Source organism: Actinomycetospora straminea (assembly GCF_028737255.1).
Taxonomy (GTDB): Bacteria; Actinomycetota; Actinomycetes; order Mycobacteriales; family Pseudonocardiaceae; genus Actinomycetospora; species Actinomycetospora straminea.
In genome coordinates this window covers 138,624-162,073 of the sequence record NZ_JAQZAN010000015.1, presented here as the reverse complement: position 1 = coordinate 162,073, position 23,450 = coordinate 138,624, and the positions used below count along the sequence as shown (strand labels likewise).

The following is a 23,450-nucleotide window of genomic DNA, read 5'->3' as shown; positions in this document are numbered from 1 at the left end:
ACGGCCCGATCAAGCTCCCGGGGCCCTCCAGCGCCGGCCGCCGCGCAGCGGCGTCCACCTCAGCGCCGAAGGCGCCCTGGCCACCCGCCGGAGAAGCTCTGCCGTTGTTGCCCGCACGGATCAATCGGTGCGCCCTGCTCCAGGTGTGGCGGGGCGACGGGCGATCGAGCGGAAGGGAGGACCGCCTGTGTTCGCTACTCATGCCCGCGCCGGCGACGCTCCGGGCTTCCCCCAACGTCGCCGAACCGGGAGCGGCTCGGTCTCCCGCCCCCTACGAGCGGCCGGGGGACACGAGCTCGGCGGGATCGCGGTCGGGACGCAGACCGCGCCAGCTCGGATGGCGCAGGTGACCGTCGTCGGTCCAGCTGCGGAACCTGGCCTCGCCGACGAGCCGGGGTGCGCACCACCGTGCCGCGCGCTCCTCGGGCACCGTCGCGGTGAACGGGCTGGCGGACACCTCGTCGGCGACGAGCTGGTCGCGCAGCCGATCGCGGGCGGCGTGGGTGAAGCCGGTGCCGACGTGGCCGATGTAGCGCAGGCGTCCGTCTGCTTCGGGCAGTCCGAGCAGGACCGCGCCGAGGCTGCCGTGGTTGCGCCCGCGACCTGCGGCCCAGCCGCCAATGACGGCTTCGACGGTGCGCCAGATCGGGGTCTTGACCCAGGTGTGCGAGCGGCCCGACCGGTACGGCGCATCGCGGCGCTTGGCCACCACGCCCTCCATGCCGTGGTTCTCGGCAAGCTGGAGCGCCGCGGCCGGCCTGACGCCATCGAGCCACGGCGAGGTGGTCAGCCGCGGGTGGGCGTCCAGTCCCAGCCGGTCGAGCAGCCGACGACGCTCCTCCCACGGCAGGTCGGCCACCGGCTCGCCGTCGAGGGCGAGCACGTCGAAGGCCACGAACGTCACCGTCACCTCCGCGCGCAGCGCCGCCGATGGCTTCACCACGCCCATCCGCAGCTGCAAGCGGTCGAAGCTCGGCTTCGCCGGCGATCCAGGCGCGGGTACTGACAGGGCCACGACCTCGCCGTCGAGCGCCACCTGCCGGGTGCCGACGGTCTCTGCCAACGCCGCCGCGAGCTCAGGGTAGGACCTGGTCACCGCCCGCTGGTTGCGGCTGACCAACGTCACCGCGTCCGGCTCAGGGCCCTCGACGTAGGCCAGCGCCCGCATTCCGTCCCACTTCAGCTCCAACGCCCACCCCGGCCCGTTCGGCACCTCGCCAGCGGTGGCCAGCATCGGCGCCATGCGCGTCAGCCCGGGCGGGGCGTTGCGAGGACGGGACACCAGACCGGGTCTACCACCACCGACGCGACACGGAAGTGCCCTCGCAGGTGGCCCACGCTGTCGGGGACGGCCGCTACGAACTCGCTCCACGACGGCGGTGGGCCCACGCCGCCCATCGACACGCGCTGTGCCAATCTGGTGCTGCCGCGCTTCCCCCGCGGCAGACGCCCGACGTCTGTCCGAAGGGAGAGCACGCGATGGTCACTCACCGCGACCTGCAACGGCGAGCAGAGCGCGAAGCTCGGGCAGCCGAGATATACAGCGCGGCCGAAAAGGTCCGCGTGCGCGGGCCCGGAGGCTTTGCCGGCCTCGACCGGGCCTCCGCGGCGGCCCTGTCCGAGCTGCTCGAGGAGCTGGCGTCCGGATGGCGCGACAAGCCCACCGCCCCGCGAGTGTGGGACGCGGCCGCCCGCGTGGCGGACCGCGTCCTCGGACCCGAGCACGACCCCGCACCGCAGTTCCCCGGTCCGGCCCCTCCCGGGCACGAGAACCCGAACATCCGTCGCGGGTTCCCCACGGGCTGAAGTCGCGGACGTCGGCTCATGGGATGGGCCGGTTCCTCGCCCTGCACGAGCTGAGGCCGCGTTCCCCAGGCGGCGGCGTTGTCAACAGCGTCGAGGACTTCCATCCGCACCTTGGTCGCTCTAGGCTTACCGTTCGTGTCCGCTTACCGAGATGCCGGGCTGGGGTTGCTGGGTGACCCCATGCGCCGCGCCATCTTCGAGACGTTGGCGCGCCACCCCAGCTCGGTCGGTGAACTCGCCGAGCAGCTCCCGATCAGCCGCCCGGCCGTCTCCCAGCACCTCAAGGCCCTGAAGGACGGCGGCCTGGTCGTCGCCCACGCCGAGGGCACGCGGCGCATCTACCGCCTCAATCCGCAGGGCGTCGCCGCCCTGCGCAGCTGGCTCGACGGCGTGTGGGAGCACGCCCTCGCCGACTTTCACAAGTTTGCCGAGCAGACCGTCGCCGACGAGAGGGCCGGCACCCACCACTCCACCGAGCACGAGGAGCAGCCATGACCACGCCGATCCCGGCGATCGAGGGCAAGACCACCGTCAACATCAGCCGTGACCGTGCCTTCGAGCTGTTCACCGGCCACTTCGGCGCCTGGTGGCCCCGGCAGTACCACATCGGCGGGGCCGAGGTCGCCGACGTGATCCTCGAGCCGCAGGAGGGCGGGCGGTGGTTCGAGCGCGGCGTCGACGGCAGTGAGTGCGATTGGGGCCGGGTGCTGAGCTGGGAGCCCCCGGAGCGCGTGGTGTTCACCTGGCAGATCGGCGGTGACTGGCAGTTCGACCCCGATCCCGCGCACGCCAGCGAGATCGAGGTCCGCTTCCACGCCGACGGACCGGAGCAGACCACCGTCGAGGTCGAGCACCGCCACTTCGAGCGCCTCGTGGGCGGCGAGGGCGTCTACGGCGCCATCGAGCACGGCGGCGGTGGCTGGGTCGCGCTGCTGGCCGCGTACGCGCAGATGGTCGAGAACCAGTGACCGACCCAGACCCGATCCGGCTCGCCCACGACGAGCGCGCCGAGCTGGCCGATTTCCTGGCAGGGCTCACCGCCGAGCAATGGGACGCGCCCACGCTGTGCCATCGCTGGAGCGTGCGCGACGTCGTCGCCCACATCATCAGCTACGACGACCTCGGACCCACCGCATTCGTCGGGCGCTTCGCCGCCGGCCGGTTCAACCCCGACCAGGTCAACCAAGTCGGTGTCGACCAGTACCGGCAGCTCACCCCGGACGAGCTGCTCGCCGAGCTGAAAGGTCACCTGCACCCGGCCGGGCTGACCGCCCGGTTCGGCGGCCGGATCGGGCTGGTCGACGGGCTCATCCACCACCAGGACATCCGACGAGCCCTCCGAGCGCCCCGCGACGTGCCCACCGAGCGGCTCGCCACCGCCCTGCCGTTCGCGCGAGTTGCGCCGCCGATTCGGGCGTTCTCCCGGGTCCGTGGCCTACGGCTGGTCGCCACCGACGTGGGCTGGACGTCAGGCAAGGGGCCGGTCGTCGAAGGCCCGGCCGAGCCGCTGCTGATGGCCATGGCCGGCCGCGCGGACGCTCTCGACGAGCTCGGCGGTGACGGACTACCGACGCTCGTCGGGCGCGTGGCCGCGTAGCGGTCAGCGTGGGGCGTACATGATCACCGCGACGCCGACCAGGCAGACGAGGGCGCCGATAACGTCGAAGCGATCGGGTCGGTAGCCGTCGAGCAGCATTCCCCAGGCCAGCGAGCCGGCGACGAAGATTCCGCCGTAGGCGGCGAGGATGCGTCCGAACTGGGCGTCGGGCTGGAAGGCTGCGGCGAAGCCGTAGAGGCCGAGGGCGATGATGCCGAGGCCCGCGACCCACCATGCGCGGTGCTCGCGGACGGTCTGCCACACCAGCCAGGCCCCGCCGATCTCCAACAGCGCCGCGAGGACGAACAGGCCGATCGATCGCAGGGTCACGTGGCGGGCTCGCCGAACAGCTCGTGGACCAGCACAAGGGCGTCGTCGGGTGCGCGGGCGTCAAGTCGCACCGGTGGACCGATGTGCAGGGTGAGGTCGAAGAAGGTGCAGCACTCCGCCTCGGAGCCTGCGACCTCGGCGAGCTCGGCAAGTTCGAGCCGAGTGCGGTCGAAGGTGAGCTGCACCCCTCCGGGGATCGCGGCGCGGTCGACGACCGCGGTGAGGACTGCTCGCCAGTGCTCGGCCCTCTCCTCTCGGTCGCCGGCGTCGAGGCTGCACGCGATCACCTCTGGACTCGATGGGTCGGCCAGCGAGAGCGTGCCCAGTGCCGGGCCCACGACCGACTCCGCACGACCGAGGAACGCACAAGAGGGGTCGCACGGTCCTTGCCGCTCGATCGCCTCGAGCTGAGCTTGTGCGCGGAGGAGGCGGTCGGCGAACGCGGTCAGCTCCTGAACCCGGTCACGGGTCTCGGTGATGCGCTGTTCGACCAGCGGCAGCAGCTCGTCTTGCACGTCGGAGCACTGTCCGTGTTGCCAGGGTTCGAGCAGCCGGCGGATTTCCGGCAGCGGTAGGCCGAGGCTCTTGGCGGTACCGATGAACGCCAGGCGGTCGATCGCCACCTCGTCATAGAGCCGGTAGCCCGATGAGGACCGCCGAGCCGGTAGCAGGCCTTCCTGTTCGTAGTAGCGCACCGTCGACGCCGGCACGTCCGCTCGGCTCGCCAGCTCCGAGACCTTCAGGCCATCCATGCCCGAGACGCTAGGCCTGTGAGTCGGGTTGAAGGTCAACCCGAGCAGCCAGCCCGAGCGGAAGCCCAACCACACCCTTCCAACTGTTCAGTCAGCGCTGTACGGTTCAGCGGGTGCTGACCAGTGAGACGCGAGAGGCCGCGCTCGCGCGGGTCGGTCGGGCGCTGGCTGACCCGACGCGGTGCCGCCTGATGGTGGCCATGCTCGACGGTCCTAGCTACCCCGCGCAGCTCGCGTCGAGCTTGGGACTGTCCCGGTCGAACGTGTCGAACCACCTGGCGTGCCTGCGTGGCTGCGGGTTGGTCGTGGCCTCGTTAGAGGGCCGCCAGACCCGGTACGAGCTGGCCGACCCGCATCTCAGCGCAGCGCTCGGGGAGCTGGCGCGGGTGGTGCTCGCAGTATCGACCACCGACGCCTGCGTGGGCGAGCCGGAGGTTGTGCTGTGAGCACCGGTGATCAACGGACGTCGTTGCCCCTGACGAGTACGGACTCGTGCAGTGAGGGGTGCTGCGCTGCGCCCGTGGAGCCTGCTGGCCCCGGAGTGGATCCGGAGCGGCGCTCTGTGCTGACTCGGCGGGTGCGACTACTGGTGGCGGCGACGATCACCTACAACGTCATCGAGGCCATCGTCGCTGTCACGGCGGGCACCGTCGCGTCCTCGGCAGCGCTCATCGGGTTCGGGCTGGACTCCATGATCGAGGTCGCGTCCGCGGCGGCTGTGGCGTGGCAGTTCTCTGGGCGCGATCCCGAGACCCGTGAGCGGGTGGCGCTGCGGATCATCGCGTTCTCGTTCTTCGCGCTCGCCGCCTACGTCACCGTCGAGTCGGTGCGCACCCTGTTCGGGGCGTCGGAGGCGGAACCGTCGACGGTGGGCATCGTCCTCGCCGCAGTGAGCCTGGCGATCATGCCGTTCCTGTCGTACGCGCAGCGGCGCGCCGGCCGCGAACTGGGCTCGAACAGCGCGGTCGCCGACTCCAAGCAGACGTTGCTATGCACCTACCTCTCCGGGGTACTGCTCGTCGGCTTGGTGCTCAACGCCACCCTCGCGTGGAGCTGGGCTGACCCGGTCGTGGCGCTGGTCATCGCCGCCGTTGCCGTGAAGGAGGGCCGCACCGCCTGGCGCGGGCAGCACTGCTGCTGATCCCCCGATAGGCGACGGTCAAGACGAAGTGGCGCGATCCTCGGACAGCGTTGCCATGCCGTGTAAAGCGCGTCTTGCGACGGCGAGGAACCCATCGCGTTCCTCTTCTGTGAGGTCGCCGAACATGGTCCGAGCAGCGTCCTGCCGCTCGGCGGCCATCTGCGCGGCGGCTTCGGCTCCCCTGTCGGTCAGTGCCACCAGGGTCGCCCGCCGGTCCGTGGGGTGGGCACTGCGACCGGCCCAGCCCTGCGCCTCGAGCACGTCGACGAGCGCTGTGACGTGACGGGGCGTGCACCGGAGGACGTCGCCCAGTTCGCGCTGCCGTAGGGCCCGACCCGCCTTGTGCAGGGCGAGGAGAGCCCCGGCGCGGGCAGGCGTCAGCCCTCGCTCCTTCAGCGTGCTGTGCATCAGGTCGCCAACACGATCGGCCAGCTCGAAGACCTTGTCCAGCACGAGGTCGGGCTCCATCGACACGAACTCGACCCTAGTACACCGTGAGCAAGACACACCATGTACTAAGTACACGATGTGTGCTCTTCTGGTCCGGCACGAGCGACATCGCCCGCTGCGTCCGGACCCGAAGGAGCGTCGATGTCCTCCCCGGCCGCCTCGTCCGGCGATCACCCCCGCCGCATCTTCAGCCGCTTCTACGCACACATCAGCCGGCGGATGGAGGGCGAGGGCATGGGTGCATTGCGCACCGAGCTCCTGAGCCCGGCGGCCGGCGAAGTCGTCGAGATCGGCCCAGGCAACGGATTGAACTTCGCTCACTACCCGGACGCGGTGACGAAGGTCGTCGCCGTCGAACCGGAACCTCACCTGCGCGCTCTGGCCGCGGACGCTGCTCGAGAGGTCCCGACCCACGCCGAGGTCGTTCCGGGCACGGCAGGGCACCTCCCGCTAGCGACCGCCAGCGTCGACACCGCGGTGCTCTGCCTCGTGCTGTGCGGAATCGAGGACCAACCGGGCGCGCTGTCGGAGATCGTCCGGGTCCTGCGTCCTGGAGCGCGGTTGCTGTTCCTCGAACACACCTACGCTGAGACCGCTGGCCTGTTGCGCGTCCAGCGCCTCGCCGATGCGACCGTCTGGCCGCTCCTGACGGGCGGATGTCGAACCTCGGGCGACCCCGTCGCGACGATCACGTCTGCCGGTTTCGAGGTCACGTCCTGTCGCCGGCTCCGCTTCCCCGAGGACAGGTTCACCCAGCCGTCCTCGCCTCACGTGCTGGGGGCGGCGCGCCGGCGATAGCGGGCTCGGTGCACGAGCGGGAGCCACTTGCCGCTGCGTCCTGTACGTTCTTCCCGTACTTCCGGAAATACTGGAGGAGACGTGCGCGCGAAGACGCTCTTGTTCGAGCAGTTCGCCCTGGTGGGCAAGGGCCTGGCCCATCCCGCACGGCTTCAGCTGCTCGATCTCCTCGCCCAGAGCGAGTACGCCGTCGAGCCCCTGGCCGCCGCCGCTGGGCTGCCGCTGTCCACTGCCTCGGCCCACCTCAAGACCCTCAGGGCGTCCCAGTTGGTGACATCCCGACGCGAGGGCACGCGCATCGTCTATTCGCTGGCCGGCGACGACGTCGCCGCGCTGCTCGCCAACGTGCGCGAGGTAGCCAGCTCGCGCGTCGCCGGCGTCGAGCCGGCGAAGCACGCCTACCTACGCCTCGTTGACGACGAAGCGACGGAGGACGATCCCGCCTGGGAGGAGATCGGCCACGACGAACTGCTGCGCCGGGCCCGCCAGGGGCAGGTCGCCGTGCTCGACGTGCGGCCGGCGCCCGAGTACGAGGCCGGCCACATCCCCGGTGCCGTGCACATCCCGGTCGACGAGCTCGAGGCTCGAATCGACGAGTTGCCCGACATCGAGGTGGTCGCGTACTGCCGCGGCGAGTACTGCGTCATGTCCTACGACGCGGTTCGCCTCCTGACTCGGCGCGGCCGCCGCGCTGTCCGTCTCGCAGCGGGGATGCTCGAGTGGCGGTTGGCCGGGCGCCCAGTTCAGACCACCGCGGCCTAGGGAGACGAGATGTCGACCGATCTCCCCCCGGTCCGCGCCGAGCACTGGGAGACGATCTACCGCGAGCGCTCGAGCGACGAGCTCTCGTGGTCGCAGTCCGAGCCGGCGACGTCGTTGCAGCTCATCGACGAGATCGGGCTCGACACCGAGAAGGCGGTCGTCGACGTCGGAGCCGGAGAGAGCGCCCTGGTGGACGCCCTCCTGGCTCGCGGTCATCGCCGGGTGACGGTCCTGGACCTCTCTCTCCAGGCCCTCGCCCGTGCGCGGGCGCGTCTCGACGGCGCACCCGGTGCCGCCGCTGTCGAGTGGGTCGTGCACGACGTGCTGACCTGGACGCCGGGAACCACCTTCGGCCTCTGGCACGACCGCGCCGTGTTCCACTTCCTCACCGAGCCGGCCGATCGGCGGGCCTACGTGGACACCGCCGCGCGCGCCGTAGCGCCTGAGGGGTTCCTCATCGTCGCGACGTTCAGCCTCGACGGACCCGAGAAGTGCTCCGGTCTCCCCGTGCAGCGTTATGACGCCGCTGCGTTGGCCGAGCAGTTCGCTCCGAGCTTCACCCCCGTCACCGCGCACACGCAGACCCACCGCACGCCGTGGGACGCCGTCCAACCGTTCACCTGGCTCGCGTTGCGCCGCCGATCAGAACGATGAGGACCCTGCAGGTCGACGGGGACGAGCTGTGGTGCGAGGCAATGGCGGGGCTCCACGGCGAGGTCGTCGAACTCGGGTGCGGCGACGGGCGGAACCTCCCTCACTACCCGCCGACCGTCGACGGCGTGCATGCCTTCGAGCCCGATCCGTCGCTCCGCCACGAGGCCCGGACGGTCGCCGCATGGGCCACCACGCCGGTGTGGGTGCGCGACGATCCGGTCGAGGCCCTACCGCTGGACTCCGACAGCGCCGACGGCGCCGTACTCCACCTGCTCCTGAACCGGCGGCCTGCCCCGGTCGACGTCATCTCGGAACTCGCGCGAGTCCTTCGGGCCGGCGCCCCACTGGTGATCCTGGAGCAGCCAGACGCCGATCCGCTCAGCGCCGTCCGGGCAGGCCCCTTCACCGTCGAGGACACGTGGCATGTCGATGGCTCGGCGGGACCGCGCGTCGTGGGCTCCGCAAGGCGGAACACCCGATGAACCGGCAACCCTCAGCGCAAAGCCGCAGCCACAGCCCGTACTACGGCGAGCGCATCGTGCACACCGTTGTCGAGGCCTTTCTCGAAGTCGTCGCCCTCGGTAGCCATGGTGTTGGTGATGTGCGCGAGGCACACAACATCCGCGCGACGGGCCTCTGCGTAGGCGTAGAGCGACGCCGCCTCCATCTCCACGCAGGCGATGCCCTCCTCCTCGGCCGCGGCGATCGCCGTCCGCGTCTCCCGATAGGGCGCGTCGGTCGTCCACGACGGCCCGCTCAGGACCGGTTCGGGGAGCTGGTCGAACGCTTCGTCCATGCGCTTCGCCAGGCCGTTGTCGAGCCGGCTCCAACGGGCCTGTGGCAGGTAGTGGTGGCTCGTGCCTTCGTCGCGCAGCGCCCGATCGATGAGTACGAAGTACGGCGTGGCGCCCAACGGCGTGATCTGCCCCGCCGAGGTGACGCTGACCAGCAGTTCACAGCCGGAGGCCGCGAGCTGCTCCGCGACCAGCACCGCGAACGAACCTCCGACGGCCATGCCGACCACGCCGATCTCGAGACCGTCGAGGTCGACCGACCACATGTCGGTGTGGTAGCACGCCCAGCCCGTGTGCCGCGTCCCCCGGCCACTCTTGGCAAGGTGGCGAACGACGTCGCCGTCGGGGTCGAGCATGCACACCGCGGGCACCGGGCGGGCGCTGAGGTTCTTCTGCCGACGCGCCTCGCGGAGGAGATTCGCGGGCTCGAAGAGCGAGGGAGCTTCGTAGTCCTTGGCGGCCAGGAGCGGGAGGTCGTCAGGACTCGTCACGAGCTGCATCACAACACCACGGCGTCGATCTCCGCATCCCGAGCGATGCACGGGCCGGAGGGGTTGGGGCCGGCTCCGACGGCCGAACCATGCACCACGCGGCGCCGAACGCCGACGCACACTGCTGTGACGGGCGATCACTTACCGTGACAGCGACTCGACCTTGGAGGTCACACCGAATGCGACCGATCAGGCTTCTGCTCCTGCTCGTCGCGGCTCTGGCGATGGTCACCGCGTGTTCCACCGCGGCAACGCCGCCACCCGCGTCACCCGGGGCTGCCGGGTCCGGATCGAGCGCTCTCGACTTCAACTCCAGGACTCTGGCCGGCGCCGAGTTCTCCGGCCAGAGTCTGGCTAACAGGCCCGCGGTGCTCTGGTTCTGGGCGCCCTGGTGCTCGACGTGTCAGGCCGAGGCTCCGACGATCGCGCAGGCCGCGGCGCAACACCCCAACGTGACCTTCGTGGGCGTCGCCGCCCTCGACCAGGTCCCGGCGATGAACCAGTTCGTTGCGAACTACCAGCTCGGCGGCTTCACCCACCTCGCCGACACGGACACCTCTGTGTGGCGCCACTTCGGAGTCACCGAGCAGCCGGCGTTCGCGTTCGTCGCGCCGAACGGCACGGTGGAGGTGGTCAAGGGCACCATGTCGGCGCCCGACCTCGCGCAGCGTCTCGACGGCCTGGCGCGAGCCTGACGCCGGCGCCTGACCTCCATCCATGAACTCCTCGTTGTTGGCCTTCGCCCTGGCGGCCGGCCTGGTCGCGGCCCTCAACCCGTGCGGGTTCGCTATGTTGCCGGCCTACCTCGCACTCGTCGTGCTCGGCAACGACCCGTCCGAGGCCCGTCGCGGACGCGGCGGCGTGGTGCTGCGCGCACTGGTGGCCACCGGCCTCATGACCGTGGGCTTCCTGGTCGTGTTCGGCGCCTTCGGCGCGGTCGTCGCGCCGTTCGCTTCGTCGCTGCAGCGGTATCTGCCCGCCGTGACGGTCGTGATCGGAGTCGTGATGGTGATCCTGGGGGTCTGGCTGCTGACCGGGCGGGAGCTCATCGGCTTGCTCCCGCGCTCGGGTCGGGGAGCACCGACCGGGCGCCTGAGCTCGATGTTCGGTTACGGCGTGGCGTACGCGATCGCGTCGCTCTCCTGCACCATCGGCCCCTTCCTGGCGGTGACGACCTCGTCCTTCGCCACGGGCTCGGTCATCGGCGCGGTCGCCGGCTTCCTGGCCTACGGACTCGGTATGGCCCTCGTGGTCGGCGTTCTCGCCGTGACGGTCGCCCTCGCCGGCTACGGCGCCGCGACCCGCGCCCGACGCCTGCTCCCCTACGTGAACCGAGTGGCCGGCGCGCTCTTGGTGGTCGTCGGGCTCTACGTGGGCTACTACGGGGTCTACGAGCTTCGTCTGTTCTTCGGCGGTGGCAGCGCCCAGGATCCCGTCGTCGGCGCCGCAGGCGCGATCCAGCAGACCCTCTCCGGCTGGGTCGACGCCGTCGGTGCCCTTCCCCTCGCTGCTGCGCTGGTCGTTCTCGTGGTCGGTGCAGCCCTCGTACACCGACGACGTCGCGCATCGCGGACGACCGTCGAGGCGAGCACGACGAGCGAACCGCCGCCGGGTTCGTGACGAACACCCCGACGGACTTCTCCTACAGGAGCAGCGTCGGATCGACCTGAGGGTGGCTCGACCGCCCTACCCGAAGCGGGCAACGCCCGCCGACCCAAAGAAGGACCGACGCCATGTCCGACACCGACACCACCACCACGGCGCAGGCACCTGCTGCCGCCGCGCCCGGCTATCGGTTGATGGCGGGCGCGTTCGCCGCGCTGCGCATCTTCATGGGCCTGGTGTTCCTCAGCAACGGCCTCGCCAAGGCTACCGACGTCGGGCTCTACAACTGGGGCTTCATCAACTTCAACCTCATCACCGCCGGGAGCGCCCAGGCCATCGCCGGGGGTGCGGCACAGGCCACCTACATCACCCCGCTGGCTGCCCTCTACCAGGGCTTCGTCCTGCCGAACTGGGCCTTCTTCGGGCCCTTCCTCACGTTCGTCGAGATCGCCATCGGGCTGGGCCTGTTGTTCGGCGTCGCGACCCGGCTCGCCGCGGTGGGCGGGCTGCTCCTGCTGACACCGATCTGGCTGATGCTCCTGCCGACTGGCGGTTACCTGTGGGAGTACCCGTCGGAGGACATCCTTCCGCTGGTCCTGCTCGCCGTCGTTCCCGCCGGGCGAGTCGCCGGGCTCGACCGGGTTCTCGCACCCCGCTTCGGCGGGCGGTGGCCGTTCTGATGCTGATCCCGGTAGGCGTGTCCCCGACCGACAGATGGTGGAGCAGATGACGACGATCGCCCGTGTGGAGCTCGACCAGGTCCCGTTGCTGGCGCGGCCGTACTTCGCCGACGGCGATCCCGGACCGATCGTGCGCTCCCTCGCCCAGGTGCCGGAGCTGCTCACCGTCGCTCTGCCCTTCATCGGAGCGGCGCTGGGTCCTTCGGCCATCAGCTTCCGGGCCAAAGAGATCGTCATCGTCCGGACCTCGGCCCTCGCGGGGTGCCGATTCTGCGTGCAGACCCACGCGGTCGTCGCCCTCGAGGCCGGCCTGACGTCCGACCAGGTCGCCGCTCTCCAGTCCTGCGGGCCGACGGACGAGGCGTTTCCCGATCCGCGCGAACGAGCTCTCCTGCGATGGATCGACGTGGTGGCCGGAGGCGGGCCCGTCTCGGACGACGAGCGGGCAACCGTCCTGCGGTCGTGGTCCGACCACGAGGTGGTCGAGCTGACCGCCGTCGTCGGCACCACGCTCATGCTCAACCGTTACGCCACCGCGCTCGCCCTGCCGACCGCACCCGAGGCCGTCGAGCGGCTCGCCCAGGAGGGACTGCTGTGAGCACCGAGACCGTGGAGTCACTACCGGCCGAGGCTGGTCCGATCGCGCGCGCCGTCGCGGACGGCGTGATGCCGAGCCGCGTGTGGATGTACGCGAACTACCACTGCAACATCCAGTGCACCTACTGCCTCACCGAGTCCGGGCCCAAGGTGGCGCAACGCGCACTCTCGCCCGAGACGATGCTCGCGGTCGCCGAGCAGGCCCGCGAGCTCGGCTTCACCGACCTCGGCGTCACCGGCGGTGAGACCTTCCTGATGCCGCACATGCCCGACACCCTCGCCGCCCTCTCGGCGAACCTGCCGGTCGTGGCGCTGACCAACGGCACGTTGTTCAGCCGAAGGCTGCTCGCGAAGGTCGAGCACCTCGCGGAATGCGACGTCGCCCTGCAGATCTCGCTGGACCGCCCCGACGCGGATGTCAACGACGAGATGCGGGCTCCAGACAACTTCCGCAAGGTCACCCAGGCCATCCCGGACCTCGTGGAGCGCGGGATCACGGTGCGGATCGCCACGACCGTCGAGTCGATCGAGGACAACGAGCTCGACCGGCTCTGCGCCCTGCACCGTGATCTGGGCGTGCCCGATTCCGAGCACATCATCCGGCCGATCGTGCGCCGCGGGCGAGCGGACACCGAGGACCTCGGCGTCGAGGCCGTGGCATCCGACCTGCCCTCGGAGCTGACGATCACCGACGACGGAGCGTTCTGGGGGCCTTTCGGGCCCACGGTGAAGGACGGAGTGCTCGACACGGACCTCCTGGTCACCCGCACCACGCTCCCCCTGGAGACCCCGGCCCGAGCGTTGCTCGGCCTGCTCGAGGGTCGTCCCGAAGGAGCCGACTCCACGCTCAACATCAGATGAGCATGATCCTCAGCGCCCGGTCGGGCGCTTCGTCCCTCCCCCGCTGACGGGGGTCACGGTGGCCGCCCGGTGATCCGGGCGGCCACCGTCGTCTTCATCGCAGGCTGCGTCTCACACCGGCGCTTGTCGCGTCGACCATCGCCGTCAACAGCACGATGACTCCGAGCGTGGTGACCGCGGCCGAGTAGTCGAACGCGGCGAGCTGCTGGTTGAGCACCAGGCCGAGTCCCCCGGCGCCGACCACGCCGACCACCACCGTCTCGCGGATCGTCACCTCCCACCGGTAGAGCCCGAACGCGACGAAACGGGGTGCCGCCGCCGGGACCACCGCGTAGCAGAAGACGGTGGGCCTGGGGACGCCGTGGGCCCGCATGGCCTCCTGCGGGCGCCTGTCGAGGTTCTCGACCGACTCGGTCATCAGACGGCCCAGCACACCCAGCGTGTAGACGCCGAGGGCCATCGCGCCGGGCAGGACGCCCGGCGCCATGACGAAGAGGAACAGCAGCGCCCACACCGGAGGGGGGAGGGCGCGGAGCACGATGAGGAACCCCCTGGTCACCAGGACCACGAGCCACCGGCCGGGCGACAGCGCCGTGCCCGCCGCTCCCGGGAAGGCCAGCGCGGAGGCGCCCGCGAATGCGATGACGATGGCCAGCACGGACATCGCCACCGTGATCAGGGCCGCCTGGAGGAGACCGAGAACCGTGGCGCCACCTAGCCCCGGCGGCCACGCGTCCTCGAGGATCTGCAGCACCAGTTGCCAGGTGTCCCCGGCCACGAGCACGGCGAGGTCCAGCTGCACCCACCACAGGGCACCGACGACGAGCACGGCCCCGGCGACGAGGGAGCCGCCGATGACCCGGTCGCTGGCACCGGCGCCTGAGGCCCGTCGCCGGCGCACGGCCGAGCTCCACAGATCCGTGGCCGCGCTGAGCAGGATCAGGGCGTACAGCGCAGTCCAGACCTCGGGATAGTTGAGGGTCTGCAGGCTCAGGGCCAGCTGGAACCCGAGTCCTCCGGCACCGATCAGGCCGAGGATCGCCGCGCTGCGGATGGCGCACTCGAAGCGATAGAAGCCGTAGGAGAGCAGGTCGGACCACGCGGCCGGCATGAGCGTGTAGAGCAGCGCCGTCAGGCGGGGGGTCCCGCTGGCCAGGGCTGCTGTGTAGGCGCGACGCGGCGTCTCGTCGAGGAGCTCGGCGAAGACCTTTGCTGTCACCGCGCCGAACGGGATGCCGATGGCGAGAACGGCCACGAGCGGAGTCAGGCCCAGCACGCTGAGGAAGATCAGGCCCCAGATCACCTCATGGATCGCCCGGGGCAGGACGAGGACACCCCGCACCATCGCCCACCCCGCTGCCCCGCGCCGACGTGCCCGTTCGTGCCGTCCGGCCAACCACCAGACCTCGGACGACAGCACACCGCCGACCAGACCGAGCACGAGACTGAGCACGGTCCCGAGCACGGCGTAGGCGACAGTCGTGACCGCAGCCGACGCGATGAGCTGGAGGAACGCGACATCGGTGGCCGGCCTCAACGCTGCCCCGAGGAAGTTCCCGACGAGGGAGAAGCCCTCGGGACGCAACAGCGGTCCCGCCGTCCAGCTCGCCGCGACGACCGACGCGACGACGACGACGAGCAGCGCCGCTCCCCAGAGGCGGGCAGCACGGCGGCTCGAGGCGGTGGGCACCGCGCCGGAGGCCGCCTCCCGCAGCTCGACCGGCTCGGACGCCTGCCGCCGGAGCGTCTCCGTCACGAAGCCGGCTCCACAGCGGCGTAGAGATCCTCGATGTCGCCGGAAGAGACCGCGCCCGGCGGGCGGTCGAACTCGATCCGACCGGCCCGGAGGGCCACGACGCGCTCGAATCGACCCAGCGCCATGGTCACGTCGTGCAGGCTGGTCACCAGCGTGGTGCCCAGGTCGGCGCTGATCTCGGTGAGGAGGTCGATGACCTCCCCTCCGAGTCTCGGATCGAGACTGGCGATGGGCTCGTCGGCGAGGATCGCTCGGGGTTGCTGCACGAGGACCTTCGCGACAGCGACCCGCTGCTTCTGGCCGCCCGACAAGGTGCTGGTCCGCGCGTCGAGCTTCTCGGGAATCCCGACCCGCTCGAGCGCCCCACGAACCTCCCCGACGCCGCTCGGGCGCACCAGCGACAGCGCGGCTCTCCAGAAGGGCCACGCACCCAACCGTCCGGCGTTGACGTTGTGGACCACGCGCAGCTCCTCGACCAGGTCGAAGTGCTGGTAGATGGTCCCGATCTGCCGACGGACCTTGCGTGCGGTGCGGGCAGGCGCTCGGGCGAGGTCGCAGCCGAGCGCGGTGACGGTTCCGTCGGTCGGCGCGACCATGCCGTTGAGGAGCGCGATCAACGTCGACTTGCCCGCGCCACTCGGACCGATGACGGCGACGCGCTCCCCGGCGGTGATCTCGAGGTCGCAGCCTTCCAGCGCGACGACGCCGTCGTAGCGCACGCCCGCTCCGCGCACGGCGAAGAGGAGCTCCCCGGCCGTCCCCGAGAGACCCGAGGTCACTGCACCAGACCCAGGGACCGCGCCACCTGCTCGACCTGGTCATAGTTGGCGGGCTGGGTCGCGATGAAGGAACCGGCGCCGAAGAGGTCCAGGATGTTCTTGTCGACCGGATCGCCCGCCTGGAGCCCGAGAAGCGCGTCACGAACGCGACCGGTCGTGCCCGCACCGAGCTCGTCGTCGATGTCGGGCCGTGCCAGCCAGTGGTAGTCATGGTAAGTGGGTGTCCGGAAGATCTCGCGCACCTTGGTGAGGTCGACAGTGCCCGCCGCGAGGCGTTGGTCCCACACGGTGGCGTTGAGCGCCCCGACCTCGTAGGCGCCCGCCGTGACGAGCGCGATGGTGGCGTCGTGGGAGCCCGAGAAGCCGCTGGGACCGCGGAACGAGTTGGGTCCGACCCCGGCCTGGTCCAGGAAGTACTGCGGCATCAGCCGGCCCGACGTCGAGGACTCGCTCCCGAAGGTAAAGGTGCGTCCGCCCACCTCGCGGAGGCCAGCCACGTCGGTCACCGCGGGGAGCCCGGACGCCGTGGACGCGACGAAGACACTGCGGAAGCGCTCGTCGACGTCCCGCTGCGCCAGCGGGACCGAGCCCGGAACCTGCTGGCGCGCCTGGACGCCCGTCAGACCCCCGAAGAAGACCATGTCGAGGTCACCGCGCCGGTAGGCCGTCACCGAGGCTGCGTAGTCGGTCAAGGGGACGTAGCGCACCGGGATGCCGAGCGTGCGCGTCAGACGCTCGGAGAGCGCACCGTACAGCCGTTGCAGCTTCTGCGGGTCCTGGTCCGGGATGGCACTGATGACGAGCTCGCGAGGTTGGTCACCGCCACCGCCGCCACAGGCGGTCGCGAGTACCGACACGAGGGCGAGCGCGATCGCCACGAGGGAACGGCGCACGAGGGGTCTACCTCCGTTGATCCGGACACAAGGGTGGACACCAGGTCGCAGTGACGTACGTCGGGCGCCGCGCCGTGGTTCGGGTCAGCTTGGGTCACGTCGCGCCACTCCGCCATCGGACATCGGTCGAGGCGGACGGGTGCCCTCCCCGTCGGGGGTATCGAGTACCGCAGCTGAGCTGCGGAGAGGCTGACCCACACACGGTGGACGACCAGGTTCGGACCGTCCGGGTGGTCATGGCTGTCGACTCGCTCGGCCACCGGCACCGTGTGGCCGGACGGTTCAGCCGGCTGTCGGGGCGCCGGCGCACACTTCCCCGGAGCAGGTTCGAGTGCGACCGCGCCAGACACCGACGCGGGAGGGCGGCGAAGGATGACTGAGGTCGGGAGCGGAGCGAGAGTCTCGGGCATGCCCCGTGTGCGGCGGGTGCCCGGCTGGGTCGCCCCGACACTCCCGACGTTCGCGTGGGTGGAGCACGGGCTGCTGTGGTGCTATGTGCAGCGCGGCAAGTCCCCGGAGGTCCACGGGGCGCAGTGCGCGCTGGCCTGGGTGGGCGGTGTGCATTCCACCGCGCCGGCCACGGGCGACGTCGCGGCTCCGAGTCAGTGGCGGGCGATGGGTGAGCTGATCGTGTGCGGTGCGGTGTCGCGCGGCGAGCCGTACCCCGATCACGAGTGGTGGCGCGAGGCCGGGATCGCGCAGCTCGACTCCGTCGAGCGACAACGCTGGTGGGCGCAGTGGTCGAGCTACGGCTGGACGACGGCCATCGCCGAGGGAGCGGGGCTGGCGCTGAGTTGGGCGATGGGGTTCAGCGACGACGCTCCGCCGGTGCTGCCGCGCCACCTCGAAGATGGTTCTCGGGCGACACCCGAGCTCCGCCAGGAGTGCGCGGCGATCATGCGGGAAGCGCTGACCCGTTCGCTCCCCGCTCGATCCGGGCTGGGGGCTCCTTCCCGACCGGATCACACCTCGGCGTCGACGTAGTCGTCCGTGTCAGCGACCTCCTGGTCGTCGCTGGCGTCGAGGGTCTCCGCGGTTGCGGGCTGGTCCTCCTCCTGCCAGGCGGCGAGCTGTTGCGCGCGTTCCTCGGCCTCGTGGCGGGCTTCGAGGGCTTCACGGTTGCGGAGCTCCGCGGCGGCTTCGTGAGCGCGGGCGGCCGCGGCGGCGACCTCGTCGGTGTCGGGGGCGTGGATGCTGTCCTCGTCGACGCCGCGCGGTGTCGCGTCGGCGGTGTCGCGGATGTCGGGGACGTCGGTTTCCGCCCGGGGCTCGTCGTCGCGGTTGATGGGGTTGTTGGTCCCGGCATCGACCCGTTCCTCGGCGCCGGGGACGTCCGCATGGCGATCGTCCTCCGCCCGGTCGAGCTCGGGCGCTCGGCGGGAGTCGTCGTTGTCCGCCTCGGTGACCTGCTCGGTCGGCTGGGGGCGCTCGTCGAGATCGATGTCGGTGATGTCGCGGTGGGCGTCGTCCTCGTGGCGGGCGGCGCAGTCGAGGGCGAGCCATTCTTCGGCGGTGATGGCCGGCTGCGGCTCGTCGGCGGCGTGCTGCTCGGCCAGGTACTCCGCGGAGGCCTCGCCGAGGGCGCGGGTCATGGCGGTGGCGGCGTACCACTCGGCGTAGGTCTGGGACTGCTGCTCGAGCTTGGTGCCGTGGCGCTCCAGGCTCTCGGCCAGGGCGGAGGCGTGGTCGGCCTCGCGGGCAAGGCGGTCGCGCTCGACGTATTCGGGCACGGCGTCGGCCTCGGCGCGTCGTAGTTCGGCGGTCTGCCGGTGGCGTGCTTCGGCTTGGCGGGTGCCGGCGAGGAGGTTCTCGACGTAGGCCGGGCCCCAGGCCTGTTCGCGCTCCCATGCGCGGACCCGGACGCGGTGGCCGGCGGGTGAGCATTCGAGCTCGTCGCGCTGGTGGTCGGGCAGGTCCGCAGCGCGGTGCGCGGCGCGGTAGGCGGCGTAGGCCTCGACGTGCCCCCGCGGCGGGGCGGAGCCGAGCACCTCGGTGGCAGTCGCAGGCCGCCCGTCACTGGGGTTGTCGGGTGGTTGCGTCCTCGCCGTGCCGTCCTTATCGCCGTTGTCGTCGAGCGCGTGGCCGCCGAGCTCGCGGTGGGCGGCGATCGCGCCCGCGCTGGCCATCCACGTGTCGCGGGCCGCGTCGTCGTCGGGGACCGCGCCGAGAGCGCGGAGGGCCCAGACCGGGGGTTGCGCGGCGACCTGTTCACCGAGGTCGCGGGTTCGGGTGTCGGCCGCCTCGGCGAGCGCTTCGAGGTAGCGGTGGGTGGCGGGGTCGATCTCGAGGGGGAGCCAGTCCGACCACGTGTCGCCGGCGGGTTCGAAGGTGTGCTCGGCGCGGATGCGGCCCTGGAGGACGTCGCTGACCCGCCGGGCGCCGTCGAGGGGGCGGTCGGCGATGGCCCCGCGCAGGACCTCGGCGGGGTCGTGGCCGGCGATCTCGGCCTGGCGCAGCAGGCGGGTCAGCCCGGCGGTGCCGTCTTCGGCGGCGACCCGTTGCCGGTCGTGTGGGTCGAGGACGTCGTGGGCGACGAGGGCGTCGAGCCAACGGGCGGTGCGTTCGGTGGCGGCTTCGTGTGCGACGTCGGCGAACCGCTCCCCCGCGGTCTGCACCGAGGCGGCGCGGGCTTCGGCGTCCTCCTGGGCGGTGGTGGCGGATCGGTGCACCTCGTCGGTGGCCTCGCGGGTGCTGAGGATGGTGGCGAGGACGGCGCGCGGGTCGCGGCGCACCACGTCGGTCTCGGAGCCCTGGGCGGCGTCGTCGGGCCCGGTGAGGGTGGCAACGTGGGCGGTGTTGGCCTCGCGGCCGCGCGACAAGCCCACGTAGAGGGCGTTGAGGTCGGTGCGCGGCGTGACCACGGGGTGGGCGCTGTAGACGGTGGCGCCTTCGGCGGCGTGCACGGTGCCCGCGTAGGACAGCGTCAGGTGGTCGGCCACGTACTCGGGTGGGAGCACGAGCCTCTCCCCCGCGGCCTCCGTGAAGCCGACTTCGCTATTCGCTCGTGGGTGGAAGGGTTCGCCGGCCGCGACGACTACGACATTGAGGGCGCCGTCGTCGCGGACGCCGGTGACGCGGTAGTGCTCGCGGTTGACCGGGCCGCGGCGGTTGCCCTCGTAGCCCGCGAGGTCCCGGGCCAGGCGCCGTCCTTGCACGATGTCGCCGACCCCGGCTGTGGTGCCGTCGCGCAACGGCAGGCCGTGCTCGGTGACGCGGCCGAGGCGCACGAGCTCGTCGCGGATCGAGGAGGAGACGCGCGCGGCGGCGTCGTTGGTGTCGACGACGAGCAGGGAGCGGTGGCCGGCGAGGGTGTCGGCCAGCCAGGCCCGGGTCGCGGAGGCTTCGGCGTCGGCGAGGCTCCCGGTGTCGAGCAGGCGCCCGTGGCGCTGGTAGGCCTTGATGACCTCGGGGTCGCCGGCGCGCAGGCGCAGCGAGGCGTCGCGTTCCCATTCGTGGGTGAAGCGCCGCGCGTCGGCGAGGTCGTAGCGCGCGCCCGACTGGGCGACGAGGTCCATGGCGCCGCCGGCGCCGACGGCGCCGAGCTGGCGGGGGTCGCCGACGAGCAGCAGCTTGGCGCCGGCCTCGTCAGCGTAGGCGTGGACCGCGGCGAGGGCGGCGGTGTCGGCCATGGAGGACTCGTCGACGACCAGCAGGTCGCCGTGGCGCAGCCGCCAGGGCTCGTCGGCGTCGAGGGCGGGCCGGTGTGTCGCTTGGGCGGAGTCGAGTCGGCGCTGGGTGGCCAGCCAGCGGGCGGTGTTGGCGGTGGTCAGTCCTTCGTCGGTGAGGACGTCGGCGGCGAGCTGGGCGGTGGCCAGCCCGAACACGCGGCGCTCGGGCTCCTCGGGGAGGCGGTGGGTGGGGTCGCTCCAGGCGCGGGCCAGCGACCCGACGACGAAGCTCTTGCCGGTGCCCGCGGGTCCGATGAGGGTCTCGAGGCGCGCCCCTGAGGTGAGGACCCCGGTTACGGCGGCGGCCTGGTCGACGCCGAGCTCGATGCCCTCGCCGCGCAGGTGCTCGACGAACCGGGCAGCCTTGCTCGGGGTGAGCCGCTCCCCGTCGCGGGCGGCGGTGGCCGCGCGGAGGCGGTTCTCGCTGCGCAGGTGCTCGCGGGTGACGTAGGAGCGTCCGCCCGGCGCCGCGTACATCGACGTCCCGTCGCGGCGCCGCAACGTGTCGGGCTCGAGCCCCTCACCCGGCGCGGCCGCCTCGATCTGGTCGACGTGCTCGACCAGGGCGATGGCCTGGTCGGCGAGGCCGTGCAGCAGCGCGGCGACGTCGGTGCCCTGGGGCGTGCCGAGGTGGTCGGGCAGGAGCGCGTTGATCTCACGGACGAGGTCGGCGTGGGTGAAGCTGGTCTTCCTGGCCTGGACCGCCTCGAGTGCCGCCTCGATCACCTCCGCCGCCGCGAACCGCTCCGGTGCGGCTTGGTCCTGCTCGTGCTGGGCACGGGCGGCGTGCGCGACCCCGGTGAGCCCGCCGATGACCTCGGCCCGAAGCTCGTCGTCGACGCGGGAGAGGAACTGCTCGCGGGTCTCGCCGCCGTGGGACTTCGCGGCACGGGTGGCCAGGGTGGCCTGCCGCTTGATCCGGTCCCGCTCGAGCCCGGTCGCGTCCCGCCCCCGTGAGGCTTCGAACGCCTCGATCAGCTCCGCCGCCCGCCCGCTGATCTTGTGGGAGCGCGAGGAGAACATGTCCCGCGAGCCAGGGTCGACCGCGGTCGCCTCCCTCGCCATCCCGTCGGGGCGCATCACCATCGCCACTCCGAGGTCGTGGATCAGCGCCTCGTCGGTGGTGCGCTCCCCGACCGCGGCCGCGGCCGGTTTGAGCCGGTGGATCGCGCGGGAGTCCAGCGTGCGCCACTGCCCGTCGTCGACGCTGTGCTGGCGGTTGAGGGTGGCGTTGTGGATGTGCAGCTGCGGGTCGTGGTCGCGGGAGTCGTGCTGGAAGAAGCTGGCGACGACCCAGTTCTGCGCGTCGATCCACCGGCCCGCGGTGCCGCCATGGTGACCGACCCGGGCGTAGCCGGCGTGCTCCTGCAGGTAGGACAGCGCGGCGTCGTTGCCCCTCCAGATCGCCCTCTCGACGGTCTCCCGCAGCCGGCCCCACTCGGCCGCGTCGTCGTCGAGACCTGCGGCGCGGGCCTTGACCTCCTCGGCTTCGAACGCTGTGTGCAGCAGCGTCACCGACTTCTGAACGCTGAACGTCAGGTCCAGGAAGGCGACGTTCTGCCGCACCGCCTTGCTGGCCTCGACGCGGAGCTCGTCGCGACGTTCAGCCGAGGCGTTCAGTTCGCGTTCGAGGGCCTCTGCGTACAACTGCTCCGCTGACTTGTAGGCGCGCCCGGCGTGACCCAGCGTCGCGTCCTCGCTGAGCTCGTCCCACCGCGAGGGGTCGCGGAAGCCTTCGACGCGCGGATCGAGGAACCGCGAGTAGATCGCCATCATGTCCTGCGCGTCGACCTCGCCGCTCAGGCCGAGCGCCTCGGCGCCCGCACCCCACCAGCGACCCGGCGGCTCGCCCTCGGCGACCGCGCCGGTGTAGTAGTTCTCCCGCCCCGTCGCGACCTCCTTCAACAGGTAGTCCGGGTTGTAGCCCGTCGCGACGCTCAGCACCCGGACCACCTCTGCCGATGGGCCTTGCGCCGCCACCCAAGATCAACAATGCACCTGGAGCGGGCGTTCCCGACCGCCGGCCGGTCGGAGGTCGGCCGGAACCCTCGGATCGTGATGCCTCGGTGTGCGTCTTCTGATCTTTCCCTTGATCTTTTCGTTCTTGGGTCTTGTTGCTCGTGTCTTGTCGTCTGTTCGGTGTAGTGATCGGTGTCGGTTGCTGTTCTTGGTTCTTGGTCCTTGTCTCGGTTCTGGTTGGTGCTCGTGGTCGTGGTGGTCGGCTGCTGGGTGGTCATGGTTGGGCCTCGTCGGTGGTGTCGTTGTCGCTGGTGTTGATCAGGCGGAGGGGAAGCGGTCGGTCGCGGAGGGCCTTGAGCGCGGCCGCGGCGGCCCGCGGGAGACCTCGGCGGTGGTCTCGAGCTCGGAGACGGTGGGCCAGACGCCGTGACGCTGGGCATGCCGCGACGCGGCCGCCTCGGCCCGGTCGCGAGCCGGCGAAGGCGCCGCCCGCGGGGGCCCGACAACCGACCTGCTGTCGTCGGCGCCCTCGGCGCCGACCGGGTCCGCGTTCGGCCCGGGAGCGGGCTGAACGCCGCCGGGCAGGACCTGCGCCTGTACAGCGCCGACGTTGAACCCTGTCGAATGAACGGGTTCGGGCTGAACAGCACGGGGGCTCGCGGCGGCGAGCAGGTAGAGCAGGTGGGCGACCACCGCCGCGGCGACAGCGGGCCAGGCGCCGATTCCGAACCGCAGGGCGGGAGCGACCTCGACGGCGGGTCCGCCGGCGAGGTAGGTCGCTTGGGCGAGACCGGAGAGGCCTGCGGCGGTGACGACCACGACCCACGCGTAGCGAGCCGCCCCGTCGCGCAGGCGAGCTGTGGCGCCGTAGGCGACCAGGGCGAGCCCGTCGGTGATCAGTGGGTAGAGCCAGGCGATGCCGGTCGGGACGCGGGCGGCGACGGCGACCTCGAACAACCCGTGCGCGGTGGCGATGGCGGCGCCGAGTGCGACCGCGAGTCCGGGGAGCCAGAGCAGCCAACCCTTGCTGCGCTCGTCCGGCGCTCGATTGCCCAACGCGTTATCGGTGTCGGCCAT

The 23,450-nt window shown here is 71.4% G+C and carries 26 protein-coding genes; 16 read left to right on the top strand and 10 right to left on the bottom strand.

Annotation, left to right across the window (positions count from 1 at the left end; translation table 11 throughout):
• Positions 1 to 271 precede the first annotated feature (271 nt).
• Positions 272 to 1,282: a non-homologous end-joining DNA ligase gene (gene ligD / locus PH190_RS20460; RefSeq protein ID WP_274233370.1), complete on the bottom strand. Its 1,011-nt coding sequence runs from the start codon at positions 1,280 to 1,282 to the stop codon at positions 272 to 274.
• Positions 1,283 to 1,563: 281 nt separating this feature from the next.
• On the opposite strand from ligD, the gene PH190_RS20455 reads away from it, so the two are divergent.
• The 4 genes from PH190_RS20455 to PH190_RS20440 all read left to right on the top strand — a co-directional run bounded on the left by PH190_RS20455 (position 1,564) and on the right by PH190_RS20440 (position 3,403).
• On the top strand, positions 1,564 to 1,806 hold the full coding sequence (locus PH190_RS20455) for a hypothetical protein (RefSeq protein ID WP_274233369.1): 243 nt from the start codon (positions 1,564 to 1,566) through the stop codon (positions 1,804 to 1,806).
• A 135-nt stretch (positions 1,807 to 1,941) separates the two neighbouring features.
• Positions 1,942 to 2,301: an ArsR/SmtB family transcription factor gene (locus PH190_RS20450; RefSeq protein WP_274233368.1), complete on the top strand. Its 360-nt coding sequence runs from the start codon at positions 1,942 to 1,944 to the stop codon at positions 2,299 to 2,301.
• Positions 2,298 to 2,774 (top strand): SRPBCC family protein, encoded by a 477-nt coding sequence (locus PH190_RS20445; protein WP_274233367.1) that lies wholly within the window; start codon positions 2,298 to 2,300, stop codon positions 2,772 to 2,774. The genes PH190_RS20450 and PH190_RS20445 overlap by 4 nt, the downstream gene beginning before the upstream one ends.
• Positions 2,771 to 3,403 (top strand): maleylpyruvate isomerase family mycothiol-dependent enzyme, encoded by a 633-nt coding sequence (locus PH190_RS20440; RefSeq protein ID WP_274233366.1) that lies wholly within the window; start codon positions 2,771 to 2,773, stop codon positions 3,401 to 3,403. Before PH190_RS20445 ends, PH190_RS20440 begins: the two co-directional genes overlap by 4 nt.
• A 3-nt stretch (positions 3,404 to 3,406) precedes the next feature.
• On the opposite strand, the gene PH190_RS20435 is transcribed toward PH190_RS20440, so the two are convergent.
• Positions 3,407 to 3,733 carry a YnfA family protein gene (locus PH190_RS20435; protein WP_274233365.1) on the bottom strand — a complete coding sequence of 109 codons (327 nt, stop codon included), beginning with the start codon at positions 3,731 to 3,733 and terminating at the stop codon, positions 3,407 to 3,409.
• Positions 3,730 to 4,485: a MerR family transcriptional regulator gene (locus PH190_RS20430; protein WP_274233364.1), complete on the bottom strand. Its 756-nt coding sequence runs from the start codon at positions 4,483 to 4,485 to the stop codon at positions 3,730 to 3,732. Before PH190_RS20430 ends, PH190_RS20435 begins: the two co-directional genes overlap by 4 nt.
• A 113-nt stretch (positions 4,486 to 4,598) precedes the next feature.
• On the opposite strand from PH190_RS20430, the gene cmtR reads away from it, so the two are divergent.
• Positions 4,599 to 4,931 (top strand): Cd(II)/Pb(II)-sensing metalloregulatory transcriptional regulator CmtR, encoded by a 333-nt coding sequence (gene cmtR, locus PH190_RS20425; RefSeq protein ID WP_274233363.1) that lies wholly within the window; start codon positions 4,599 to 4,601, stop codon positions 4,929 to 4,931.
• Positions 4,932 to 5,005: 74 nt separating this feature from the next.
• Positions 5,006 to 5,626, top strand: a complete 621-nt coding sequence (locus PH190_RS20420) for a cation efflux transmembrane domain-containing protein (protein ID WP_274233362.1) — start codon at positions 5,006 to 5,008, stop codon at positions 5,624 to 5,626.
• 18 nt (positions 5,627 to 5,644) lie between these two features.
• Here PH190_RS20420 and PH190_RS20415 read toward each other — a convergent pair whose 3' ends face one another.
• Entirely contained in the window at positions 5,645 to 6,094 is a 450-nt protein-coding gene (locus PH190_RS20415; protein WP_274233376.1) for a MarR family winged helix-turn-helix transcriptional regulator, read from the bottom strand.
• 123 nt (positions 6,095 to 6,217) lie between these two features.
• On the opposite strand from PH190_RS20415, the gene PH190_RS20410 reads away from it, so the two are divergent.
• The 4 genes from PH190_RS20410 to PH190_RS20395 all read left to right on the top strand — a co-directional run bounded on the left by PH190_RS20410 (position 6,218) and on the right by PH190_RS20395 (position 8,772).
• Complete coding sequence (locus PH190_RS20410; protein ID WP_274233361.1) at positions 6,218 to 6,874, top strand: class I SAM-dependent methyltransferase; 657 nt, start codon at positions 6,218 to 6,220, stop codon at positions 6,872 to 6,874.
• Between the two features lie 81 nt (positions 6,875 to 6,955).
• The gene (locus PH190_RS20405) at positions 6,956 to 7,636 is read left to right on the top strand and encodes an ArsR/SmtB family transcription factor (protein WP_274233360.1); all 681 of its coding nucleotides are present in this window, start codon (positions 6,956 to 6,958) and stop codon (positions 7,634 to 7,636) included.
• Positions 7,637 to 7,645: 9 nt separating this feature from the next.
• The gene (locus tag PH190_RS20400) at positions 7,646 to 8,290 is read left to right on the top strand and encodes a class I SAM-dependent methyltransferase (RefSeq protein WP_274233359.1); all 645 of its coding nucleotides are present in this window, start codon (positions 7,646 to 7,648) and stop codon (positions 8,288 to 8,290) included.
• Positions 8,287 to 8,772 carry a class I SAM-dependent methyltransferase gene (locus tag PH190_RS20395; RefSeq protein ID WP_274233358.1) on the top strand — a complete coding sequence of 162 codons (486 nt, stop codon included), beginning with the start codon at positions 8,287 to 8,289 and terminating at the stop codon, positions 8,770 to 8,772. The genes PH190_RS20400 and PH190_RS20395 overlap by 4 nt, the downstream gene beginning before the upstream one ends.
• An 11-nt stretch (positions 8,773 to 8,783) precedes the next feature.
• Here the strand turns inward: PH190_RS20395 and PH190_RS20390 are convergent, their stop codons facing one another.
• Entirely contained in the window at positions 8,784 to 9,584 is an 801-nt protein-coding gene (locus PH190_RS20390; protein ID WP_274233357.1) for a nucleoside phosphorylase, read from the bottom strand.
• Positions 9,585 to 9,754: 170 nt separating this feature from the next.
• On the opposite strand from PH190_RS20390, the gene PH190_RS20385 reads away from it, so the two are divergent.
• The 5 genes from PH190_RS20385 to PH190_RS20365 all read left to right on the top strand — a co-directional run bounded on the left by PH190_RS20385 (position 9,755) and on the right by PH190_RS20365 (position 13,318).
• Positions 9,755 to 10,270: a redoxin domain-containing protein gene (locus tag PH190_RS20385; RefSeq protein WP_274233356.1), complete on the top strand. Its 516-nt coding sequence runs from the start codon at positions 9,755 to 9,757 to the stop codon at positions 10,268 to 10,270.
• A 166-nt stretch (positions 10,271 to 10,436) separates the two neighbouring features.
• Positions 10,437 to 11,195, top strand: coding sequence for a cytochrome c biogenesis CcdA family protein (locus PH190_RS20380; RefSeq protein ID WP_476290795.1), 759 nt, complete (start codon positions 10,437 to 10,439; stop codon positions 11,193 to 11,195).
• A gap of 113 nt (positions 11,196 to 11,308) precedes the next feature.
• On the top strand, positions 11,309 to 11,860 hold the full coding sequence (locus tag PH190_RS20375) for a DoxX family membrane protein (protein WP_274233354.1): 552 nt from the start codon (positions 11,309 to 11,311) through the stop codon (positions 11,858 to 11,860).
• Between the two features lie 46 nt (positions 11,861 to 11,906).
• A complete protein-coding gene (locus PH190_RS20370; RefSeq protein ID WP_274233353.1) occupies positions 11,907 to 12,458 on the top strand; it encodes a carboxymuconolactone decarboxylase family protein in 552 nt (183 codons plus the stop codon).
• Complete coding sequence (locus PH190_RS20365) at positions 12,455 to 13,318, top strand: radical SAM protein (protein WP_274233352.1); 864 nt, start codon at positions 12,455 to 12,457, stop codon at positions 13,316 to 13,318. Before PH190_RS20370 ends, PH190_RS20365 begins: the two co-directional genes overlap by 4 nt.
• A 94-nt stretch (positions 13,319 to 13,412) precedes the next feature.
• Here the strand turns inward: PH190_RS20365 and PH190_RS20360 are convergent, their stop codons facing one another.
• From PH190_RS20360 to PH190_RS20350, 3 genes are read right to left on the bottom strand one after another with little or no spacing between them, the layout of a single operon-like run.
• The gene (locus tag PH190_RS20360; RefSeq protein WP_274233351.1) at positions 13,413 to 15,074 is read right to left on the bottom strand and encodes a PhnE/PtxC family ABC transporter permease; all 1,662 of its coding nucleotides are present in this window, start codon (positions 15,072 to 15,074) and stop codon (positions 13,413 to 13,415) included.
• Positions 15,071 to 15,793, bottom strand: a complete 723-nt coding sequence (locus PH190_RS20355; RefSeq protein WP_274233350.1) for a phosphonate ABC transporter ATP-binding protein — start codon at positions 15,791 to 15,793, stop codon at positions 15,071 to 15,073. Before PH190_RS20355 ends, PH190_RS20360 begins: the two co-directional genes overlap by 4 nt.
• A 56-nt stretch (positions 15,794 to 15,849) precedes the next feature.
• The gene (locus tag PH190_RS20350) at positions 15,850 to 16,731 is read right to left on the bottom strand and encodes a putative selenate ABC transporter substrate-binding protein (protein WP_274233349.1); all 882 of its coding nucleotides are present in this window, start codon (positions 16,729 to 16,731) and stop codon (positions 15,850 to 15,852) included.
• Positions 16,732 to 17,214: 483 nt separating this feature from the next.
• On the opposite strand from PH190_RS20350, the gene PH190_RS20345 reads away from it, so the two are divergent.
• Positions 17,215 to 17,730, top strand: a complete 516-nt coding sequence (locus PH190_RS20345; RefSeq protein ID WP_274233348.1) for a hypothetical protein — start codon at positions 17,215 to 17,217, stop codon at positions 17,728 to 17,730.
• Here PH190_RS20345 and mobF read toward each other — a convergent pair.
• Complete coding sequence (mobF, locus tag PH190_RS20340) at positions 17,709 to 22,358, bottom strand: MobF family relaxase (RefSeq protein ID WP_274233347.1); 4,650 nt, start codon at positions 22,356 to 22,358, stop codon at positions 17,709 to 17,711. The two genes, PH190_RS20345 and mobF, sit on opposite strands and share 22 nt — an antisense overlap.
• Positions 22,359 to 22,691: 333 nt before the next feature.
• Positions 22,692 to 23,450, bottom strand: coding sequence for a hypothetical protein (locus tag PH190_RS20335; protein ID WP_274233346.1), 759 nt, complete (start codon positions 23,448 to 23,450; stop codon positions 22,692 to 22,694).

Coding starts and splice junctions, on each gene's coding strand:
- PH190_RS20445 (WP_274233367.1), top strand. CDS start 2,298: ATGACCACGCCGATCCCGGCGATCGAGGGCAAGACCACCGTCAACATC.
- PH190_RS20430 (WP_274233364.1), bottom strand. CDS start 4,485: ATGGATGGCCTGAAGGTCTCGGAGCTGGCGAGCCGAGCGGACGTGCCG.
- PH190_RS20415 (WP_274233376.1), bottom strand. CDS start 6,094: ATGGAGCCCGACCTCGTGCTGGACAAGGTCTTCGAGCTGGCCGATCGT.
- PH190_RS20410 (WP_274233361.1), top strand. CDS start 6,218: ATGTCCTCCCCGGCCGCCTCGTCCGGCGATCACCCCCGCCGCATCTTC.
- PH190_RS20400 (WP_274233359.1), top strand. CDS start 7,646: ATGTCGACCGATCTCCCCCCGGTCCGCGCCGAGCACTGGGAGACGATC.
- PH190_RS20395 (WP_274233358.1), top strand. CDS start 8,287: ATGAGGACCCTGCAGGTCGACGGGGACGAGCTGTGGTGCGAGGCAATG.
- PH190_RS20390 (WP_274233357.1), bottom strand. CDS start 9,584: ATGCAGCTCGTGACGAGTCCTGACGACCTCCCGCTCCTGGCCGCCAAG.
- PH190_RS20385 (WP_274233356.1), top strand. CDS start 9,755: ATGCGACCGATCAGGCTTCTGCTCCTGCTCGTCGCGGCTCTGGCGATG.
- PH190_RS20375 (WP_274233354.1), top strand. CDS start 11,309: ATGTCCGACACCGACACCACCACCACGGCGCAGGCACCTGCTGCCGCC.
- PH190_RS20370 (WP_274233353.1), top strand. CDS start 11,907: ATGACGACGATCGCCCGTGTGGAGCTCGACCAGGTCCCGTTGCTGGCG.
- PH190_RS20335 (WP_274233346.1), bottom strand. CDS start 23,450: ATGGCCGACACCGATAACGCGTTGGGCAATCGAGCGCCGGACGAGCGC.